The organism is Xanthomonas prunicola (genome assembly GCF_025266575.1).
GTDB classification, from domain to species: domain Bacteria; phylum Pseudomonadota; class Gammaproteobacteria; order Xanthomonadales; family Xanthomonadaceae; genus Xanthomonas; species Xanthomonas prunicola.
The window spans coordinates 4089018-4106865 of the sequence record NZ_CP096142.1; the positions used below are offsets into that span (position 1 = coordinate 4089018).

Consider the following 17848-nt stretch of genomic DNA (forward strand, 5'->3'; position numbering starts at 1 on the left):
AAGCGTCGCCAAGCACGTGGCACAGCGCGGTGCGGCCCACTGCTAGAACGCGTACTTGACCGTGAACAGCGCAGTGCTACCCGCATCGACGATGTCGGAGATCGCCAGGTTGCGGCGGCCCACATGCGCCCAGTAGCTGTATTCCTTGGTCAGGTTGGAGATCGACAGATCCATGCTCACACCATTGTCGAAGCGGTAGCCGGTGTGCAGATCCACGCGCCGTGTGGGGCGTGCCCACAGGTCGTTCCACGGCGCGCCTTCGTGCAGGAAGTCGTAGCCCAGCAGATACGAACTGCTGAAGTGGTAGCTCAGGTTCAACGAGAACCCGTCGTGTTCGTAGAACACCTCCAGATTGGCCATGGCTGCCGGCGCCGATTGCATATGTTCGTTGTCGAAGCCGTCCAGGCCCAGATCGGCGCGTGCATGTTGGCGGGTGGCGTTGGCGCTCACGCCCAGGCCGTCGAACGGGGCGGGCAGGTCCTGGAATTTTTGCCGAGCGCTGATTTCCACGCCGTAGATCGTGCCATCGCCGCCATTGGTGGGCATGTGATACAGCACGGTACCGCTGCCGGTGGTGGTGCCGTTGGCCTGCCCGGAGCCAGCGTCGTAGATGTAGTTACGCAGCTGCTTGTAGAAGCCGGCCAGCGAGAAAAAACCGCCGCGTTCGGTCGACCATTCGCCGGACAGATCCAGGTTGGTGGATTCGATCGGCTTCAGATCCGGGTTGCCCTGGGTGATGGTGGTGACGCCATTGGAGATGTCGATCTGGCTGCCACCGCCCAACTGCACGAATGCAGGCCGTGTGTAGCTGGTCCATAGCGAGGCGCGGTACGCAGTGCGCAGATCCGGCCGCCAGGTCAGGAACACGCTGGGCAAGGGCTCGTTGTAGGAGGTGTGGTTGTGGTCGAAGTAGCCCACGGTCTGGTTGCCATCGGCATCTACCGGCGTGACCCAGAAGGTGTTGTCGATGCCGGTGTGCTCGAAGCGCACGCCCGGCACGATGTCCAGATTGCCGACGGTAAAGGTGGCGGTGGCGTACGCTGCACTCACCGCCTCGGTGCCGCGCATGGTGTTGCAGTTGAAGTTGTTGACGTAGAACGCGCTGCCGCAGGTGTCCAGATCGTCGTCGGTGAGGTGCTGCGCGATCACGCCGGCCACTGCCGCTTCGCTCACGCGCGGGGTGTTCCAGGGGTATTTGCCGGGAAAGATCGACCCATAGGTGCCAGTGAAGATGCCCAACTCGCCCAGTGTGGTGGTGCCGTCCACGCCGCCGGTGTACCAGTCGCGATTGGTATAGAGGCGTCTGCTCTTGTTGTACTTCACGCCGAACTGCACCGAGCGCAGCGCACCGTCAGCAAAGTCGTAACGGGTATCGAAGCGGGCGCCGCCACGCTTCTGCCCGGAGAAAATCTTCGTTTGCTCGCCGTAGCTGCTGGCAAATAGCGAGGGGATGTCGTTGACCTGCGCCAGCAGCGCAGGTGTGAGCTGCGGGTAGGGGAATGCGCTGCCGCCGTAGCGCACCAGCGTGTTGCCGGAGTAGGCGTAGTTGTCCTGGGTGAACTTGTCTTCGCGCCCGTCGATTTCAACATGGTCGGGGCGGTCGTTGTTACCGAAGCTGTAGAACACGTTGGGCATGAACGTCCAGCCGCCCACGGTCTTTTTCGCACCGAGCTGGAAGGTCGCCAGGTCGGCAACTTCCGGATTGGTTTCGTACCAGAAGCGCGAGGCGATGCGGCCGATGTTGGGTGTAGACACGCCAGGTGTGCTGGTCGGCAGGTAGCTCACATCCTGCGGCAGCAGCTGCACGAAGGTGGTGCCCTGATCGGTCTTGGCATAGGCGTAGGTCATGCGCGCGTACAGCGACAGACTGTCATCCACGTGCCAATCGAACGATGCATTGCCGCCGTAGCGGCGCTCCCAGCCGGCAGCAATTCCCACATTCATGCCAGTGCTGGTGAGGTTGTGTTGCGGATCGAAGCCGGCTGCATTGCCGCCGTTGGCGTCGGTGTTCAAGTATTCCCACGAGCCATCGTTGAGCGCGCTGGTGGCCGCAGCCACTTCGCTGTTGGTGGTGGTGCGGTAGTCGTAGTACGCGCTGGCATACACGCCGAACTGCTGCGCATCGCCGAACTTGTGCTGGAATTCGCCGCCAAATCCACCGCCTAGTCCGTCGCCGCCGTAATCGCGCGCACGGCTTTCCACCCGCCCGCTGCCGGTGACGCTGCCGCTGGTGGTGTCCTTGAAGTCGTAGGCGGTGGGGGTGCGGAAATCCAAGGTGCCGCCGATCGCATCGCCGTCCATGTCGGCAGTGGAGGTCTTGTTGGCGACGATGGTCTGCAGGCCCGTGGGCGGCAACAGGCTCAGTTGCACGCTGCGGCTGTACGGCATGCCTTGCGCCACGGTGACGCCGTCGATCATGTTGACGTTGTATTCGGAGGGCAGCCCGCGCACCGAGGCAAACATGCCTTCGCCACGCGCCGCACCGTCGATGCCGCCAAAGTAGCCCGAGCCGGTGCTGGTGATGTTGATGCCGGCGATCAGGCCCAGCGCTTCGGCCACGTTGTGCACGGCGGTGCGTTGCAGATCGTTGGCCGACAGTACGTCGACCGTGTTGGCGGCATTGATCTTCAGGTCGCTGGCGTCGTAGCGGTTGCTCACCACGCTGACCGCCTTCATTTGCTTGACCTCTTCCAGCGCAATCGCCACGGATGCGGTACCGGTCTCGCCGACCTGGATGCTGGTTTCCGCTGCGCTGAAGCCGGGGTAGTCCAGGTTCAATGCGTATTGCCCTGCAGGCACGTCACGGATGACAAAGTGCCCGCGCGCATCGGCCACTGCGTTGTAGGCAGTACCGGCAATACGCACCTTCGCATTCGCTGCCGGTTTGCCGCTGCTGCCTTCCTTGAGATCGCCTTCCACCGTGCCGGCCATGGCGGCCGCTGCCGATGCCATGCCGGTGACGGTCAGGATTGCCACGATCCACTGCTTGCCACTCGAACGCTCACGCTTTTCCATGTGCCACCTCGCCAGATGCTGGGCAACGTTGCCGATGGCAACGCCCTCCGATGCCTTTGCTCTTGGGCAGACGGTCTGCACGACGATGCACACGCATGGCGTGACGCAGCACGCCGTCAAGGCATGTGTGTGTCGCCGCATGGGATGGATGTCGCGCGTCTGCCAGCTGGGACAGCTGTTGCAGGCGTCAGTGGCAGGGCGGGGAATAGCCGGCGATGCACTTGGAGCGCGATCGCATGGCGCTCAATTTGTAGTGTTTGGTCATGCCGGCCGCACCGGCGCAACGAGCGCGCGCATGGGCGCATGGCGAGGCAACGCGAGGGCGGCAACACGTAAGCGCTGGTCGATACGACGATGCTGCATACAACCATCTCCCGGTGCGCGTGTTGCGTGGAAACGCTGTTGCTGTCGATCAGTTGCCGACGATGCCGATGACGGGTGTCGTCGGCTGCAGGTAGTGATAGACCGCGTTGTTGCGACTGTCAAGCAGGTGTGAAGTGTGTGCTCAGATCGTCGTGTTGGCTGCGCATTGACGACGAATGCAGCGTTGCAGCGTGTGCATGGCAATGATCTGCGATGCGGCGCAACAATCGCTACGCGTCAACGCAACAGGCGCCGGCTGAGACAGCCGACGCCTGTTGCGTGTCCTGCAGTAACACGCATTACTTGGGCAATGGCGAGCGCCCCTGGATCGAGAACGTCGCTGCATTGCCCGCTGCGCCTGTGCCCGGCTGCCCGCCGCCGACAAACAGCGTGTAGTGGCCAGCTTCCACCGCGCGCTGCCCGCTGCGATCCACATCGCTCAGGGCGCGCGCATCCAGGCTGAAGGTCAACGTGCGTTGCTCGCCCGCTGCAAGACGCACGCGCTGAAAACCGACCAGGCTGCGCAGTGGCGATTGCGGGCGATCCGGGTATTGCAGATACACCTGCGCCACTTCGTCGCCAGCCCGCGCGCCGGTGTTGCGCACCGTGGTGGTCACCTGCAATGTGCTGCCGGCCTGCACCATGGTGCTGGACAGCTGCGGCGCGTCGTAGGCAAAGCGGGTGTAGCTCAGGCCATAGCCGAAGGGAAACAGCGGCTCACCCTTGAAGTAGCGGTAGGTGCGGCCCTTCATGTCGTAACTGACGTAGGCCGGCAGATCCTTGGTGGAGCGATAGAACGTCACCGGCAGGCGACCGCCGGGATTGTCGTCGCCGGCCAGCATGCGCGCGATCGCGGTGCCGCCGGACTGGCCCGGGTACCACGCGGCCACGATCGCATCGGCATGCGTCTTGGCCCAGTTCAACGCCACCGCGCTGCCGCTCATCAGCACCACCACCAGCGGTTTGCCCGAGGCCTTGGCGCGCTCGAGCAGCGCTTGCTGCGGGGCGGGCAGGGCGATGTCGTTGCGGTCGCCGCCGTCGAAGCCCGGCACATCGATACGCAACTCTTCGCCTTCCACATCCGGCGATAGACCGACGAAGGCGACCACGGCGTCTGCCTGCGCGACGGCTTGCTCGGCTTCGGCCAGTTGCGCTCCCGCAGGAGCCAGCCATTCCAGACGCACGCCCTGGTCCTGGCCGCGGTGCTCCATTTCCAGGCGAATCTTGCGCGGCCGGGTATCGTCGAAATGCAGCACGGTTTCCACGCTGCGGCCGTCGGCGTTGTGCATGCCGGCCGGCACGTGTTTGTCTTCGGCGTTGCCGGCAACCACCAGCTTGTCGTCGATATACAGGCGCACCGGATCGTGCCCGGTGCAATCGAAGCAACGCGCCACGCGCACCGCCAGGGTGTACTCGCCAGCGCTCGGCGGCAGCAATTCGCCGCTCCAGCGCACCGCATAACGGTCGGCAGGGACACCCTTTGCCGGAGCGACCTGATCCCAATTGAAGCTCACTGCGCGGTCCTGCCGCACCACGCGCGCAGCACCGCTCATGTCGACGTTGTCGAAATATTCGCCACGCAGCCCGGGCTTGCCATCGCTGCGCAACGCCGTTTCCGGAATCATGCCCGGCACGCCAGCGGCCAGGGGCGCGCCTTGCGCATAACTGACCTGTTGCGCACCGAAGCGCTGGCGCAGACCCAGTAGCGGCGTCACCGGCGCGGAGGATGTGCCTTGGTAGTTGGCTTCCAACGCGGCCAGCGCGTCAGCGTTCGGGCCGATCACCGCCAGCCGCGTGCCGGCGTTGAGCGGCAACGTGTTGGCATCGTTCTTCAGCAGCACGATCGACTCGGCAGCCGCCTGCAAGGCCAGCGCACGGTGCGCCGCGGTGTCTACGTCCTTCGCGCCGAGCCGTGCGTACGGATCCTTGCGCGGTGCTTCCAGCTCGCCCAGGCGATAGCGCGCGGCAAACAGGCGCACCAGCGATTGGTCCAGCAAGGCTTCGTCCACTTCGCCGCGCTCGATCGCCGTGCCGAGTTCGCGATAGGCATGCCCGCAATTGAGATCGTGCCCGGCTTTGAGCGCTGCGGCCGAGGAACCGGCGTTGTCGGGGCGGAAATAATGGAACTGGGTCATGTCGTCCACCGCATCGCAGTCGGACACCACAAAGCCCTTGAAGCCCCAGTCGCCACGCACACGGCCGTTGAGCAGCCAGTCGGCTGCACACGCCGGCGTGCCATGCAGCGAGTTGTACGCACACATCACCGAGCCGGCCTGTCCTTCGACGATGGCGGCACGGAAGGCCGGCGTATAGGTCGCTTCCACATCGTGCGGCGACACATCCACATCGAAGCCATGCCGGCCCGGCTCGGGGCCGCTGTGCACCGCGATGTGCTTGGGCGTGGCGATTGTGCGTGGATGATTGAGATCTTCGCCCTGCAGGCCGCGGATGAAGCCCACCGCCATTTGCCCGGTGAGAAACGGATCTTCGCCGTAGGTTTCCATGCCACGGCCCCAGCGCGGGTCGCGGAAGATGTTGATGTTGGGCGACCAGATGGTGAGACCGGCGTAGCGCTTATGGTCCTTGCCCGGACCACCAGCCTGGTTGAACTTGGCGCGCGCTTCGGTGGACACCACCGTGCCCACTTGCTGCATCAGGCCGGTATTCCAGCTGGCCGCCAGGCCAATCGACTGCGGAAACACCGTGGCGTAGCCGTTGCGCGCGATGCCGTGCAGGCCTTCGCTCCACCACTCATAGGCGGGGATGCCCAGGCGCGGAATCGCCGGCGCATCGTTCATGGCCTGCGCCACTTTTTCTTCGCGGCTCATTTGCGCCACCAGGGCGGCGGCCCGCTGTTCGGGCGATCCGCCTCGTTCGGCGGGGGCGGCAAGGGCGAGGCACGGCAGCGTCAGGCTAAGGCCTGCTGCCATGGCAAGGCGCGATACAAACACGGACGACATGGATTCACTCCTGGGCAGCGGCCAAGGCCGCTAGGGATTGTTCTGGTAGTGCCGCAGTGGCTGCTGCGAGGTGGAGGATTGGCGTGGCGGTGTCATGCGCGCCATTGCATGGTGCTGGTGCTGTGACGGGCCCTCCTCCGCCCCTGCGGGGCACCTTCTCCCGCCGGCGGGAGAAGAATACTCACTGCCGAAGAAGGGCGTTCTTGGCGGGAACATCGAATCCTTCTCCCGCTCCGCGGGAGAAGGTGCCCGAAGGGCGGATGAGGGGCCGTCCTGCTCTTCATTTCGCAGCCGCTGCCTCCTGCGGCTCCGGCGGCGCACCAGCCAGCGTGGCGGCCAGATCGCGCACCTGCAGCGTGGATTGCAACTGCGCCAGCGCCACCTTGCTGCTCACATGCACGGTCAGCGGCTCACCCGGTAGCAGGTCGAAGGCGTTGTCAGACAGCGTGGCATCCACATCGCCGAACGATAGCCACACCTCGCGTGCCAGCGTGTTGCTGGTCAGTGTGAGCGCGTAGCCATCGCCATCGGCGCGCCACCGGCTATCGATCTTGGCGGCCGGCAACGCCAGCTGCTTGGCCGGCGCGAAGAACACCACCTCGCGCGAGAGCAGCTTCTCGCCATCGAACAACTCGAACACCGCGTAGCTGCGTTTCGGATCGGCACGGCCCAGCAGTTGCTTGTCGCTGAAGTTGCCCACCTGCAGGCTGCTGAGCGGTTTGACGGTGGCCTTTTCCTCGCGCTTGCTCAGCAACTTGCCGCCCATGTCCATCACCCGCATGCGCCAGCGGGCCGCCAGCGGCGTGGTGCGGTCGGACACCAGCGAGACCGCGGTCTGGCCCTTGTCGTTACGCAATGCGGCAATCAGCTCCGGCGCATAGAAGCGGCGTGCGTGGTAATGCAGCGCCTTCCAGCGGCCGTAGTAGTCCACGCTGGACCACGACGCACCCGGCCACACATCGTTGAGCTGCCAGTACAGCGAGCCCATCGATTGCGGACGCGAGGCGCGCAGATGCGAGGCTGCGATGTTGATGCCCTCGGCCTGCATCAGCTGGCTCAGGTAGACGAAGCTTTCGAAGTCCTTGGGCTCGCCAAACTCGCGGCGGATGTACAGCATCAGCCGCTTGTTGCCGTTGCCCTTGTCGAACTTCTGATGCACGCGCATCACCGGCGATTCCGGATCCATGTCGCCGGGCTCGGCGAATGCACGTACGGTGCGCATGTCCGGGAACGACTGCAGCCCGTACTCGGACATGAAACGCGGGGTGACGTTGAGGTATTCGGTCACCGGCAGCGCGGGGCCGCCCCAGACCTTCCAGTAGTGCATGTCGCCATCGTTGGTCTGGTCGGCGGCGCCATCGAAGTCGGTACCGGGCGAGGTGGCCCAGTACGGCACGTCGCTGTCGTACTGGGCCACCACTTCGCGGAACACGGTGCCGAACAAGGTGGTCATGCCGCGTTCGATGCGGGCGCGTTCTTCCGGGTCCACGGACTGCTTGAACTTGACCCGGTCGCCCCAGTTTTCCCAGCCGGTCTGCACTTCGTTGTTGCCGCACCACAGGACAATACTGGGGTGGTCGCGCAGCCGCTTGACCTGCTCGATCGCTTCCTGCCGGGTGTTCTCGCGGAACTCCACGTCGTACGGCGGCACCGCGCCACCGAACATGAAGTCCTGCCAGATCATGATGCCCAGCTCGTCGGCCACGTCGTAGAAATAGTCGTCCTGGTAATGGCCGCCGCCCCACATGCGCAGCATGTTCATGTTGGCATCGCGCGCATCCTGCAAGGTGCTGCGCATGCGGTCGTGCGTCACGCGTGCGGGGAAGGCATCCAGCGGGATGAGATTGGCTCCCTTGGCGAAGATCGGGATGCCGTTGATCACGATCTCCATGCTCTTGCCGAACTTGTCTTTTTCGCGGCGCAGTTCCACCGAACGCAGGCCGGTGACACGCTTGATCTGCTGGCTGTCGCCATCGGCGTCGCGCACGCTGGCCACGAATGTGTAGCGGTCCTGCGCGCCATAACCGGCCGGAAACCAGCGCTTGGGATTGGCGATGCGCACGGCCAGGTCGATGCGGTTCTGGCCGGGATCGACCACCGCGTCCTGGGTGAACTGGCCGACCTTTCGCCCATCCGGGCCCAGCACATCCAACGTCACCTGCAGCGGCCCGCTGCGGCCGGCCTGCAGTTCCAATTGCGCCTGCACTTGCGCACTCTGTGCATCCACACGTTGCTGAGCGATATGCAGCCCGTCCACACGCACGGCGTCCCACGCTTCCAGGCGCACATCCTTCCAGATGCCGGCATTGACCATGCGCGGGCCCCAGTCCCAGCCGAAGTTGTATGGCGCCTTGCGCACATAGGTGGAGCTGTGCCGTGCCTCGGGTTCGTCGCCGAAGGCCGAGTCATAGGCGCCCGGCAGCGCATATGGCTGCTTGGCAAGCCATGGCTGGATCTTCTTGATCGGCGAGTAGAGCTTGACCTCCAGCACGTTGTCGCCGCGCTTGAGCAAGGACTTCGCATCCACGCGCCACTGCCGGAACATGTTGTCGGCGCTGAGCAGTTTCTTGCCGTTGAGGGTGACCTCGGCAAAGGTATCCAGGCCGTCAAACACCAACTCGACATGCGCGCGGTTGAGCGTGGCGGCATCCACGTTGAAGTGGGTCTGGTACTGCCAATCGCTCAGGCCGGCCCACTGGATCTTGCCTTCGTTGTCGCGATAGAACGGGTCGGGCACGATCTTGGCGGCGATCAGATCGGTCTGCACCGCGCCCGGCACCTGCGCCGGCAGCCATGCGGCCGCTTTCGGATACGTCTTGGCCTGCTCCTGGCCCGGCACCAGCCGCACCTGCCAGCCGCTGTCCAGGTTCACTGCCGTAGGCGGTGCCGCCCAGGCCTGCGAGATGGCGAAGGCCAGGGCAAGTCCGAGACGGGCGGGGCCGGGAACAAAACGATGACGGGACAGGGGCATACGTAACTCTCCTAGGATGGCTCAGCGCGTGGCGGCGGGGGGCGCCTGCGCGGTGGTTTCAATCAGTTGAACGGCGCCGATGGCATACAGCGGGCCGCGGATCGGCGCGGTGAAGCGCAGGCATAGATCGTGGACGCCGGTGCGTGCAGGCAGTGCGGTTTCCAGCGTGAATTGCTCGCCCAGGATGTCGCTGCGCGGCAGCTGCACGCTGGCGATCACGTCGCCATCGCAGCCCAGACGCACTTCCAGTTCACCGCCGCGCGTGTTGGCCGGGTACTGCACGACCTTGGACTGCTCATGCGCCAGCCCAAAGTTGTTGGGCAGGCGTGCGGCTTCGATGCGGATTGCGCCGATACCGTCCAGGCGCGCCTGCGGATACATGCGACAGGCATGGAACAGGTCGACGTTGTACACCGGCGTGTCGGCAGCGGTCATCTCCGGCAGTAGCGGCAGACGCAACCCGAGCGCGCCGGTTTCGACGCAGTGCTGCAACCCTTGCGTATCCACCCGTAACAAGCCGGCGCGATCAAATATACGGCGACGCGTGGCTGCCAGTGGCGTGCCGTTGGCATCGAACGCCGTGGCCTTGACCGTGGTCGGCAATTGAATCGTAAACGGTGCGTTGTAGCGCGGCGATGCCGGCGTGGGCTCGCTGCCATCGATGGTGTAGTGCAGCGTGCCCGCACCGGCCTGGGTGCTGAGTGCCACCGTGGCCGGGCCGCCGGCGAGCACCGCACTGGGGCCGTTTTCCAGGGCGATATCGGCGGCAAATGCGCCGTCGCTGTAGTCGATGCCCAGCGCCTTGTAGCGCTGCAGCTGTGCCGGCATGCGCGCCAAGAAGCTGTTCCAGTTGCGTGCTGCCGGTGGCGACCAGGTCACTTCCGCCACTGCAGACAGACGCGGGAACAGCGCGTGATCCACATGCCAGCGCGAGGGAATGTATTCGGACCACAACGCGCCTTGCGCGCCCAGCACGTGCCTGGCCTGTTCGGCGCTGAGCTCGGCCGGCACCGGGTCGAATGCGTAGACCTTGGACAACGGCAACACCGTCAGGCGACCGTTCGGTTCGTCGCTGCGGCTGGTCTGCAGATTGTCCAGATACAGCCAGTCGCCGGGCGCAAGCACCACATCGTGGCCTTGCTTGGCTGCAGTCACTGCGCCTTCGACGCCGCGCCATGACATGACCGATGCACTCGCCGGTACGCCGCCTTCCAGAATTTCATCCCAGCCGATCATGCGCCGGCCGTGCTTGGTGAGGTAGGCCGCAAGCTGTTCGTTGAACCAGCCCTGCATGGCATGGGCATCCTTGATCCCGAGCTTGCGCATCTGCGCGCGTACTGCCGGCGAGGCTTCCCATTGATCCTTGACTGCTTCATCGCCGCCGATGTGGATGTAGGTCGACGGGAACAACGTCAGCACTTCATCCAGCACATTGGTGATGAAGGTCAGGCTGCGTTCGCTGGTGTTGAACAGGTACGGGTTGACGCCCCAGTTAACGCCTACCTGGGTGCGCACGCCGGGAACGCCCACATCTTCCGGATAAGCGGCAACCGCCGCCTGCGCATGCCCGGGCATGTCCAGTTCGGGCAGCACGGTGATGTGCAGGCGTGCCGCATACGCGACGATCTCGCTGATCTGTTCCTGCGTGTAGAAACCGCCATACCGCTGCGGCGTGCCGTGCTGGCCGCCACCGGGCGGAGTGCGCCAGGCGCCCACCTCGGTGAGTTTGGGATAGCGCTTGATCTCGATACGCCAGCCCTGGTCGTCGGTGAGATGCCAATGCAGCACGTTGAGCTTGTGCAGGGCCATCGTGTCGAGCACATGCTTGACCGTGTCGACATCATGAAAATGACGGGCCACATCCAGATGCTGGCCGCGCCAGTTGAAACGCGGCCAGTCGCGGATCTTCACCGACGGCAGCTGGATCTGGCCCTTGCGCGCATCCGGTGTCATCAATTGCCAGGCGCTGATCGCGCCGTACAGCAAGCCGGCACCATCGCGCGCGGCAATGCGCACGCCTTTGGCATCGACATCCAGGCTGTAGCCTTCCTTGTGCGCCACGGGTGCCTGCGCGCTGCGTTCCAGGCGGATGCTGCCCGGCGATGCGCTGGTTTCGGCGCGCACTTCCAACCGCAGCCCGCGTGTGCGTTGCAGCAGATCGGCTAGATGTTCGGCACTGCGACGCGCATCGGCATCGCCAGGCACGATCGAGATCACCGTACCGGTGCCCACCGAGAAGCTGCCGCTACCGCGCTTGACCTCGACTGCTGCAGGAATCAGCGGTAACGGTGCACTCGCGCTGACTGCTGTTGCAGCGCCAGGTGCGCCGGCCGTTGCAACGGCCGGCGAAGTACCTGGCGCACGTTGGCCGCAGCCGCCCAGCGACGCTGCTGCGAACACGAGCGCAAGCAGGCGCGAGGATAACGGCGCGACTGCTGTCAGGCGTGTGGTGGGTGCGGAGTTCGACATCATGCAATCACATCCCGATGTGGCGGCGGTACACGGCAGCCACGCACAGTAGCAAAGCCGTGTCGTAAGGCGCAGGGCCTGGCGCACGCTAGCGTCCCGGTGCGCAGCGTAGCGACTGCGTGGTAGAGCGGCCAATACAACGTCATCGGTCACTGCAAAACGGGCGCGGATAGCACAGGAGCGGGGGTGCAGTACATGCAGCCCGATTCCACTGCTAGCCGCTCCCGTAAGTAGGTGCAGCGTTGCGTCATCTCGCTTAGAGCGGCGACCAAAACGTAGCGAGCAGTTGCCCGCTGGGCATGGATGGCACGCTTAGAAGCGGAATGTACGCGTGAGACACCCCGATTCCGAACGCCGGCCGCGCCCGGCCAGTGCGTGCGCAGTCGTGTTGCTGACTGCGCTTAGCGCTGCGCAGTCGGCAGTTCGTCCCACACCTTCGGGTCTTCGGCGCCCAGCACCCAGCAGCTGAAACCTTCCAGCCCGTACTGCTTGGTCAGTTCGTAACGTGCCTTGAAGCTGCGTGCGTCCGGGCGGAACACCCACTCACGCATGTCGTCGCGGTAGAAGTAGAACCACGATTCCTGCTCGACCGGATCCCACTGCACGGTGGCGTTCTGTTCGATCGCCAGCGGGAAGGATTCGTCGGCATCGATGTAGGTTGCCGAAATATTCGACGCCTCGGTGCCGTCTTCCTTGACCGGATTGCCGGTGTACCAGCGGTAGCCGTAGGTGGCGATTCCCAGCGACAGCTTGTCCTTGGGCACCTGGGTGATGGCGTAATCCAGGTGCTTCTTCATCCACACCATGCCATCGACCGGGCCTGGCGTGGTCCAGCGCGTGTGCTGGTCATAGGTCATCAGGCTGACCAGATCCACCGCCTGGCCCAGCGCCTTGAGGTCATATGCGCCGCGCCAGTATTCCCACATCCACTTGGAGAACTGACCGCCTTCGGCATAGCCCGGTGCATTCGGCACCACGGCGACCGACATCTTGAAACCGGCTTTATGCAGCGCGTCGGCGGTCTGCTTGACCATCAACGTGTAGGCGTCGCGGTCGGTCCAGGCGATGTTTTCAAAATCGAACTGGAAACCGTAGTACTTGTGCTGTTTGCCATGGGTCAGCAGCGATTCGATCATGCGCTTCTTGGCGGCTTCGTCGTGCATCAGCTTGTGGAAGCCTTCGCGACCGGTCGTCATCGACAGGATCGGCATCACCCGCAACTTGTGCTGTTTGGCGATGTCATACAGATACAGGTTGGGGGTGCCGTTGACCAGGCCGTTCTGATCCACGCCGTACCAGGTGGGCACCACCACATCGATCTTGTCGAGGTTGGCGATGAACGAGTTGGTCGATTTCTGCGTGTTCATCAGATAGAACAACGCAGTGGGGTTCTTGGCCAAGGCCGGGGCGCAGGCAAATGCCAGCGCAAGCAACATCCAGGTCAATCGCTTACTCATGAAAGACAATATCCGTCAGGGAGTGGGGGAGGAAAGGTCGATGCGGAAGACGTAGGCGCTCTCGCCAACTGGCTTGACCGGCAACCGCAGATGCAGGCCATCGGCGCGTTGCTCGAATGGGATCTTCTTGCCGTTGGCCAGCAGGGTCACAGCGCGCACGCCATCGGCGGCGTTGAGCGAGCGGATCACTGCTTCGCCATGACTCGGCCAACCGAGTTCGATCGCATACAGCGCGCCATCGCGGGTGGTGAAGCGGAAATCTTCGGCTGTGTACGGCTTGGTCTTGACGTCCTGGAAGGTGCCGCCCACCACTTCAGTGGGGCCTTCGCCATACACGCGCCAGGGCTTGCTGTCGTAGATCGCGCTGCCGTTGGTCTTGAGCCAACACCCGATCGAAAGCAGGATGCCGCGCTCGGTATCCGGAATCGAGCCATCCGCGCGCGGGCCGATGTTGAGCATCAGGTTGCCGTTCTTGGCCACCACGTCGGCCAGCATGTGGATGATGAAGGTCGGCGACTTGTAGGTGTCGTTTTCGATGTAACCCCACGAGGCATTGCTCACCGAGGTGTCGGTCTGCCAATGGGTGGGATGGATGCCGGTGAGCTGACCGCGCTCGATATCCAGCGTGCCGGCACCTTCGGGAAATGCGCCGAGCTTGTAGTTCACCACCACGCCGCGATCGGCTTCGGTGCGCGCCGCGCCCTGGTTGTAGTAATACGCCAGCATCGTCGGCAGGCTGCGACGGAAAGTGGGGTGCGCGATCCACCAATCGAAATAGATCAGGTCCGGCTGATAGGTGTCGATCAATTCGGTAGTGCGGGCCAACCAATCGTCCAGCCAGGCCTGCGATACCGGCGTCCAGTCGTTGGCCACATCAGCATCGTCCTTGCCCGGCAAACGCACTTGCGCCGGGCCGTAAAGCGCGGCATAGCGCGGGTCGTTGACGTCCGAATCGAACGTGCGCCCGCCGTCGAAGAACCAGTTGTGTTCCGCGCGATGCGATGACAAGCCGAAGTGCAGTCCCTGCGCGCGAATCGCCTTGGACAACTCGCCCAACAGGTCGCGCTTGGGACCCATCTTCATCGCGGTCCAGTCGGACAACTTGGAGTCGTACAGCGCGAAGCCGTCGTGGTGCTCGGCCACCGGCACCACATAGCGCGCGCCGGAGGCGCGGAACAGCTTGGCCCAACCATTGGGATCGAACTTGGGCGCGGTGAACTTGGGAATCAGATCCTTGTAGCCGGAGCTCGCCTGCGGCCCGTAGGTGGCCACGTGATGGGTAAATTCCTTGGAGCCTTGCAGATACATGTTGCGCGAATACCACTCGCTGCCGAATGCCGGCACCGAGAACACGCCCCAATGGATGAAGATGCCGAACTTGGCGTTGTCGTACCACGCCGGCGATTGATAGGCCTTCAGCGCCGCCCAGTCGGGGCGGAACGGGCCCTTGCGTGCGCCGGCTTCGGCTTCGCGCACCAGACGCTCGCGTTCGGGCGCGTAGGCGGCGGTGGCATCGAGCCACTGCTGATCGATCGCTTCTGGGCTCAGCGTGGTGGCCGTCGGGGCGGTCGGCGATTGCGCCGCATTGACCTGGAGCGCCGGCAGCGCGAGCAGTAGAGCGAACGCAAGCATTCGACTCCTGGGTGCAGCTCCGGCGTGGCGGCGGGATGGAGCCGCGAACTGGCGGCTATCGGTCGTCATGGGAACTGCACTCCTGTAAGCGAAACGCATCGGTCATGTTGCGGCCGCGCGTGGATGGCAAAAGCGGACCTGGCCATGCTCCCTCGGCTGCGAAGGGGCGTGGCCAGTACCACTCCTTGGTGCAACGACGACCTGCCGCTGTTTACAGCGGGCAGGTCAAAAAAAAGCGCGCCACCGTGGAGGGTCGGTGGCGCGCCGGTACTACATCAGAACTTGAAGTTCAGCTGGGCCTGGTAGCCACGACCGTTCTTGTAGAACGCCGTCGGGGTGTCCCTGGTTCCGCTGTACAAGCGGTAGGTGGAATCCAGCAGATTGGTGGCGCCGAAGGTGAGGCCCATGTAGTCGGTGATCTGGTACGAGGCGGTCAAATCCAGCTGCTTGTAGCTGTCTGCGAAGTCTTCCGATCCCAGGCGTCCGATCTGGGTGAAGTACTTGGAGCGGTAGCTGTAGTTCACGCGCACCGTCCAGTCGCCGTGTTCCCAATACGGGATCACGTTGTAGGTATCGCGCGACAGGTAGGGCAGGTTCAAGCCGGAGCTCGCATCGGATTTGGCAAACGTGTAGTTCGCCTGCAATCCGAAGCCGAGGCCGAAGGTCTGCTGGTAGTTGATCGACGCACCCTTGACCTTGGCATCGGAAGCGTTGGTGGGCGTAGTTACCTGATAAAGACCAGCTGGGTTCAAGCTAGTTGCCGGACGTTGCTCAGCCACGGTGGTGCTGACGATGTACGAGCTGATGTCGCGATAGAACACCTCGCCAGACAACATGCTCGACGGTGCGAAATACCATTCGGCCGCCAGATCATAGTTGGTGGACTCGTACGGTTTCAGGTCTGGATTGCCGCCGCTGGCAGTCAAATTGCCGTTGCCGCTGTTGACGGTGAACGATCCCGCGAGATCGGCATAGCGCGGACGCGCCAAGACCTTGGCGGCCGAGAAACGCAGCACAGCGTCGTCGGTCACGTCGTAGGCGATGTTGAAGCTCGGCAACGCCTTGCGGTACTCATGCGTCTCGGCAACGCGAGAGTAGCTCTGACCATTGTCGGGGCTTTGCCAATACTCGGACTTGTCGGTCGTATCGAGCAGGCGCACGCCGACGTTACCGCGCCACTGGCCTGACTCGAAGTTCAACTGCGTGTAGGCGTTCTGGGTAATCTCTTTAACGTCGAACGAGCCACCGAAATCGGTGTTGTAGGGACCTTGTGGCTGCGAGAGGAGATAACGACGCACAGCACCTAGATCGGCTGTTGGCCACGTCGTCAGATCGCCGCTGGCGCCCAGGCCGTCATACAGGCTGCTCGGCGTGCTTCCGGGGTTGAACTGGGTCAGCGAGATCGGGTCGGTGGTGTTGATGCGGTTGCCACGCGCGTCCACGCCGTTGTTGTGGTTGATGTACTTGTAGCCGAACTGCAGCTTTGTGAAAGGGCCCCAGGTCAGATCACGAGCAGCGTCCCATTGGAAGTATTTTTCTTCGTCCTTGCTCTTCTGGTAGTAGATGCCGCCGGCCTGCATCACGCCATCTGCCGTCGAACCTGCCGGCAGTCCTGCGGTATTGCCCGGCAGCGCCCAATTGGAAGCGCCACCGTTATCGTAGTTCACTGCGGTGTGCGAGCCATCGAAGGCGTAGTTATAGCCGCCATCGGTCATCAGGAACTTCATCAGGTATTCGGGATTCTTGCCGCCCGTTGCCTGGGTGTCGCCGACCTGTGTGGTGAACACCCACTTTTCACCCGACCAGTCGTGACGCAGGTTCAGGCTCTTGGTGGTCACGGTACTTTCGCGATAGTTCGCATCCAACTGCGCGTATGGCTGATCGTTGACGCCGCCGCGGGTGTTGTCCGATACCGTGGCTGAAGTCACCACGCCGTTCTGCACATTTGCCTGGGTGATCTTCTGGCGGTCATCGTTACATGCCGGGCACACATAACGCGCCTGGCTGAAGTTGTTGTACTTGCCCTTGATATAGACGCCGGTGAGGTTGAACTCGTTCTGCTCATCGGGCTTCCACTGCAATGCACCCTGCAGGCCGCTGCGCTCGCGGGTCTGCTGGAAGAAGGCGCTGCTGATACCGGCCGGCACGCGTGCGGTGGCTACATTGCTGCCGTCGCCGGTGATGGTGGCGGTGGGCGGAATGTTGGCACCGGTGGTGTAGCCGAAGTATTCGATACCGGCGCGCGCCAGGTCCTGCTTGTCGTGCGTGGCGGAAATCAACGCGCCGAAGGTTTCGTCGTCGTTCTTCCAGCTCCACAGCGCCGAGCCGCGCGGATTGCCTTCTTCCGAGCGGTCGTTGTAGTTGTAGCCAACCGAGCCGCGGATGGTGTTCTTGGGCAGGTCCAGGGGCTTGCGGGTGTGCACGATCACGGTGCCGCCGATCGAGCCTTCGTCGATGCGCGCTTCGGGGGTCTTGTAGACCTCCATCAGGCCGATGATTTCCGGCGACAGCAGCGTGTAGTTGAAGGTACGGCCGCTGGTGTCGGTCGGGTTGCCACCCCAGTCGCCCGAGGCGATGGTCTGGCCATTGAGCAGGACGCGGTTCAATGCCGGGTCGGTGCCGTTGATGCTGACCTTTTCGCCTTCGCCGAACTGACGGTCCACGCTGATGCCCGGCAGATGCGCCAGCGATTCGGCCGCATTGGTATCCGGGAACTTGCCGATGTCTTCGGCGCTGATCGCATCGACGATGGAGTTGGACGAGCGCTTGACCGCCTGGCTCTTCTCCAGCGACGCGCGGTAGCCGGTGACGGTGATGGTATCCAGCTCGGTGGTGGCCGATGGCGCGCTGGCCGGGGCTTGTTGTTCTTGTCCGGCAGCCATTGCAGAGCCGGAGCAGTACAGAGCGGCGGTGATACAGAGTGCTAACGTCGTGGTGCGGCTGTGCATGGCTAAACCTCATTGGTTAGTGCTGTGAGCGCG

General features: G+C 63.6%; 7 protein-coding genes and 1 other RNA gene. All 8 read right to left on the minus strand.

Going from position 1 to position 17848, the window contains the following annotated elements; all coding sequences use genetic code 11:
- Positions 1-42: 42 nt before the first annotated feature.
- Positions 43-3015 carry a TonB-dependent receptor gene (locus M0D43_RS17465; RefSeq protein WP_260807409.1) on the minus strand — a complete coding sequence of 991 codons (2973 nt, stop codon included), beginning with the start codon at positions 3013-3015 and terminating at the stop codon, positions 43-45.
- Between the two features lie 662 nt (positions 3016-3677).
- The gene (locus M0D43_RS17470) at positions 3678-6338 is read right to left on the minus strand and encodes a glycoside hydrolase family 3 C-terminal domain-containing protein (RefSeq protein ID WP_252162380.1); all 2661 of its coding nucleotides are present in this window, start codon (positions 6336-6338) and stop codon (positions 3678-3680) included.
- Between the two features lie 280 nt (positions 6339-6618).
- Positions 6619-9309, minus strand: a complete 2691-nt coding sequence (locus M0D43_RS17475; protein WP_252162381.1) for a beta-mannosidase — start codon at positions 9307-9309, stop codon at positions 6619-6621.
- Between the two features lie 21 nt (positions 9310-9330).
- A complete protein-coding gene (locus M0D43_RS17480) occupies positions 9331-11781 on the minus strand; it encodes a family 20 glycosylhydrolase (protein ID WP_252162382.1) in 2451 nt (816 codons plus the stop codon).
- Between the two features lie 260 nt (positions 11782-12041).
- Positions 12042-12118: non-coding RNA, sX9 sRNA (locus tag M0D43_RS17485), on the minus strand.
- Between the two features lie 61 nt (positions 12119-12179).
- Positions 12180-13247: a glycosyl hydrolase family 18 protein gene (locus tag M0D43_RS17490; protein WP_252165113.1), complete on the minus strand. Its 1068-nt coding sequence runs from the start codon at positions 13245-13247 to the stop codon at positions 12180-12182.
- 3 nt (positions 13248-13250) lie between these two features.
- A complete protein-coding gene (locus tag M0D43_RS17495; RefSeq protein ID WP_252162383.1) occupies positions 13251-14936 on the minus strand; it encodes an alpha-L-fucosidase in 1686 nt (561 codons plus the stop codon).
- Positions 14937-15142: 206 nt separating this feature from the next.
- Complete coding sequence (locus M0D43_RS17500) at positions 15143-17815, minus strand: TonB-dependent receptor (RefSeq protein ID WP_252162384.1); 2673 nt, start codon at positions 17813-17815, stop codon at positions 15143-15145.
- Between the last annotated feature and the right edge of the window lie 33 nt (positions 17816-17848).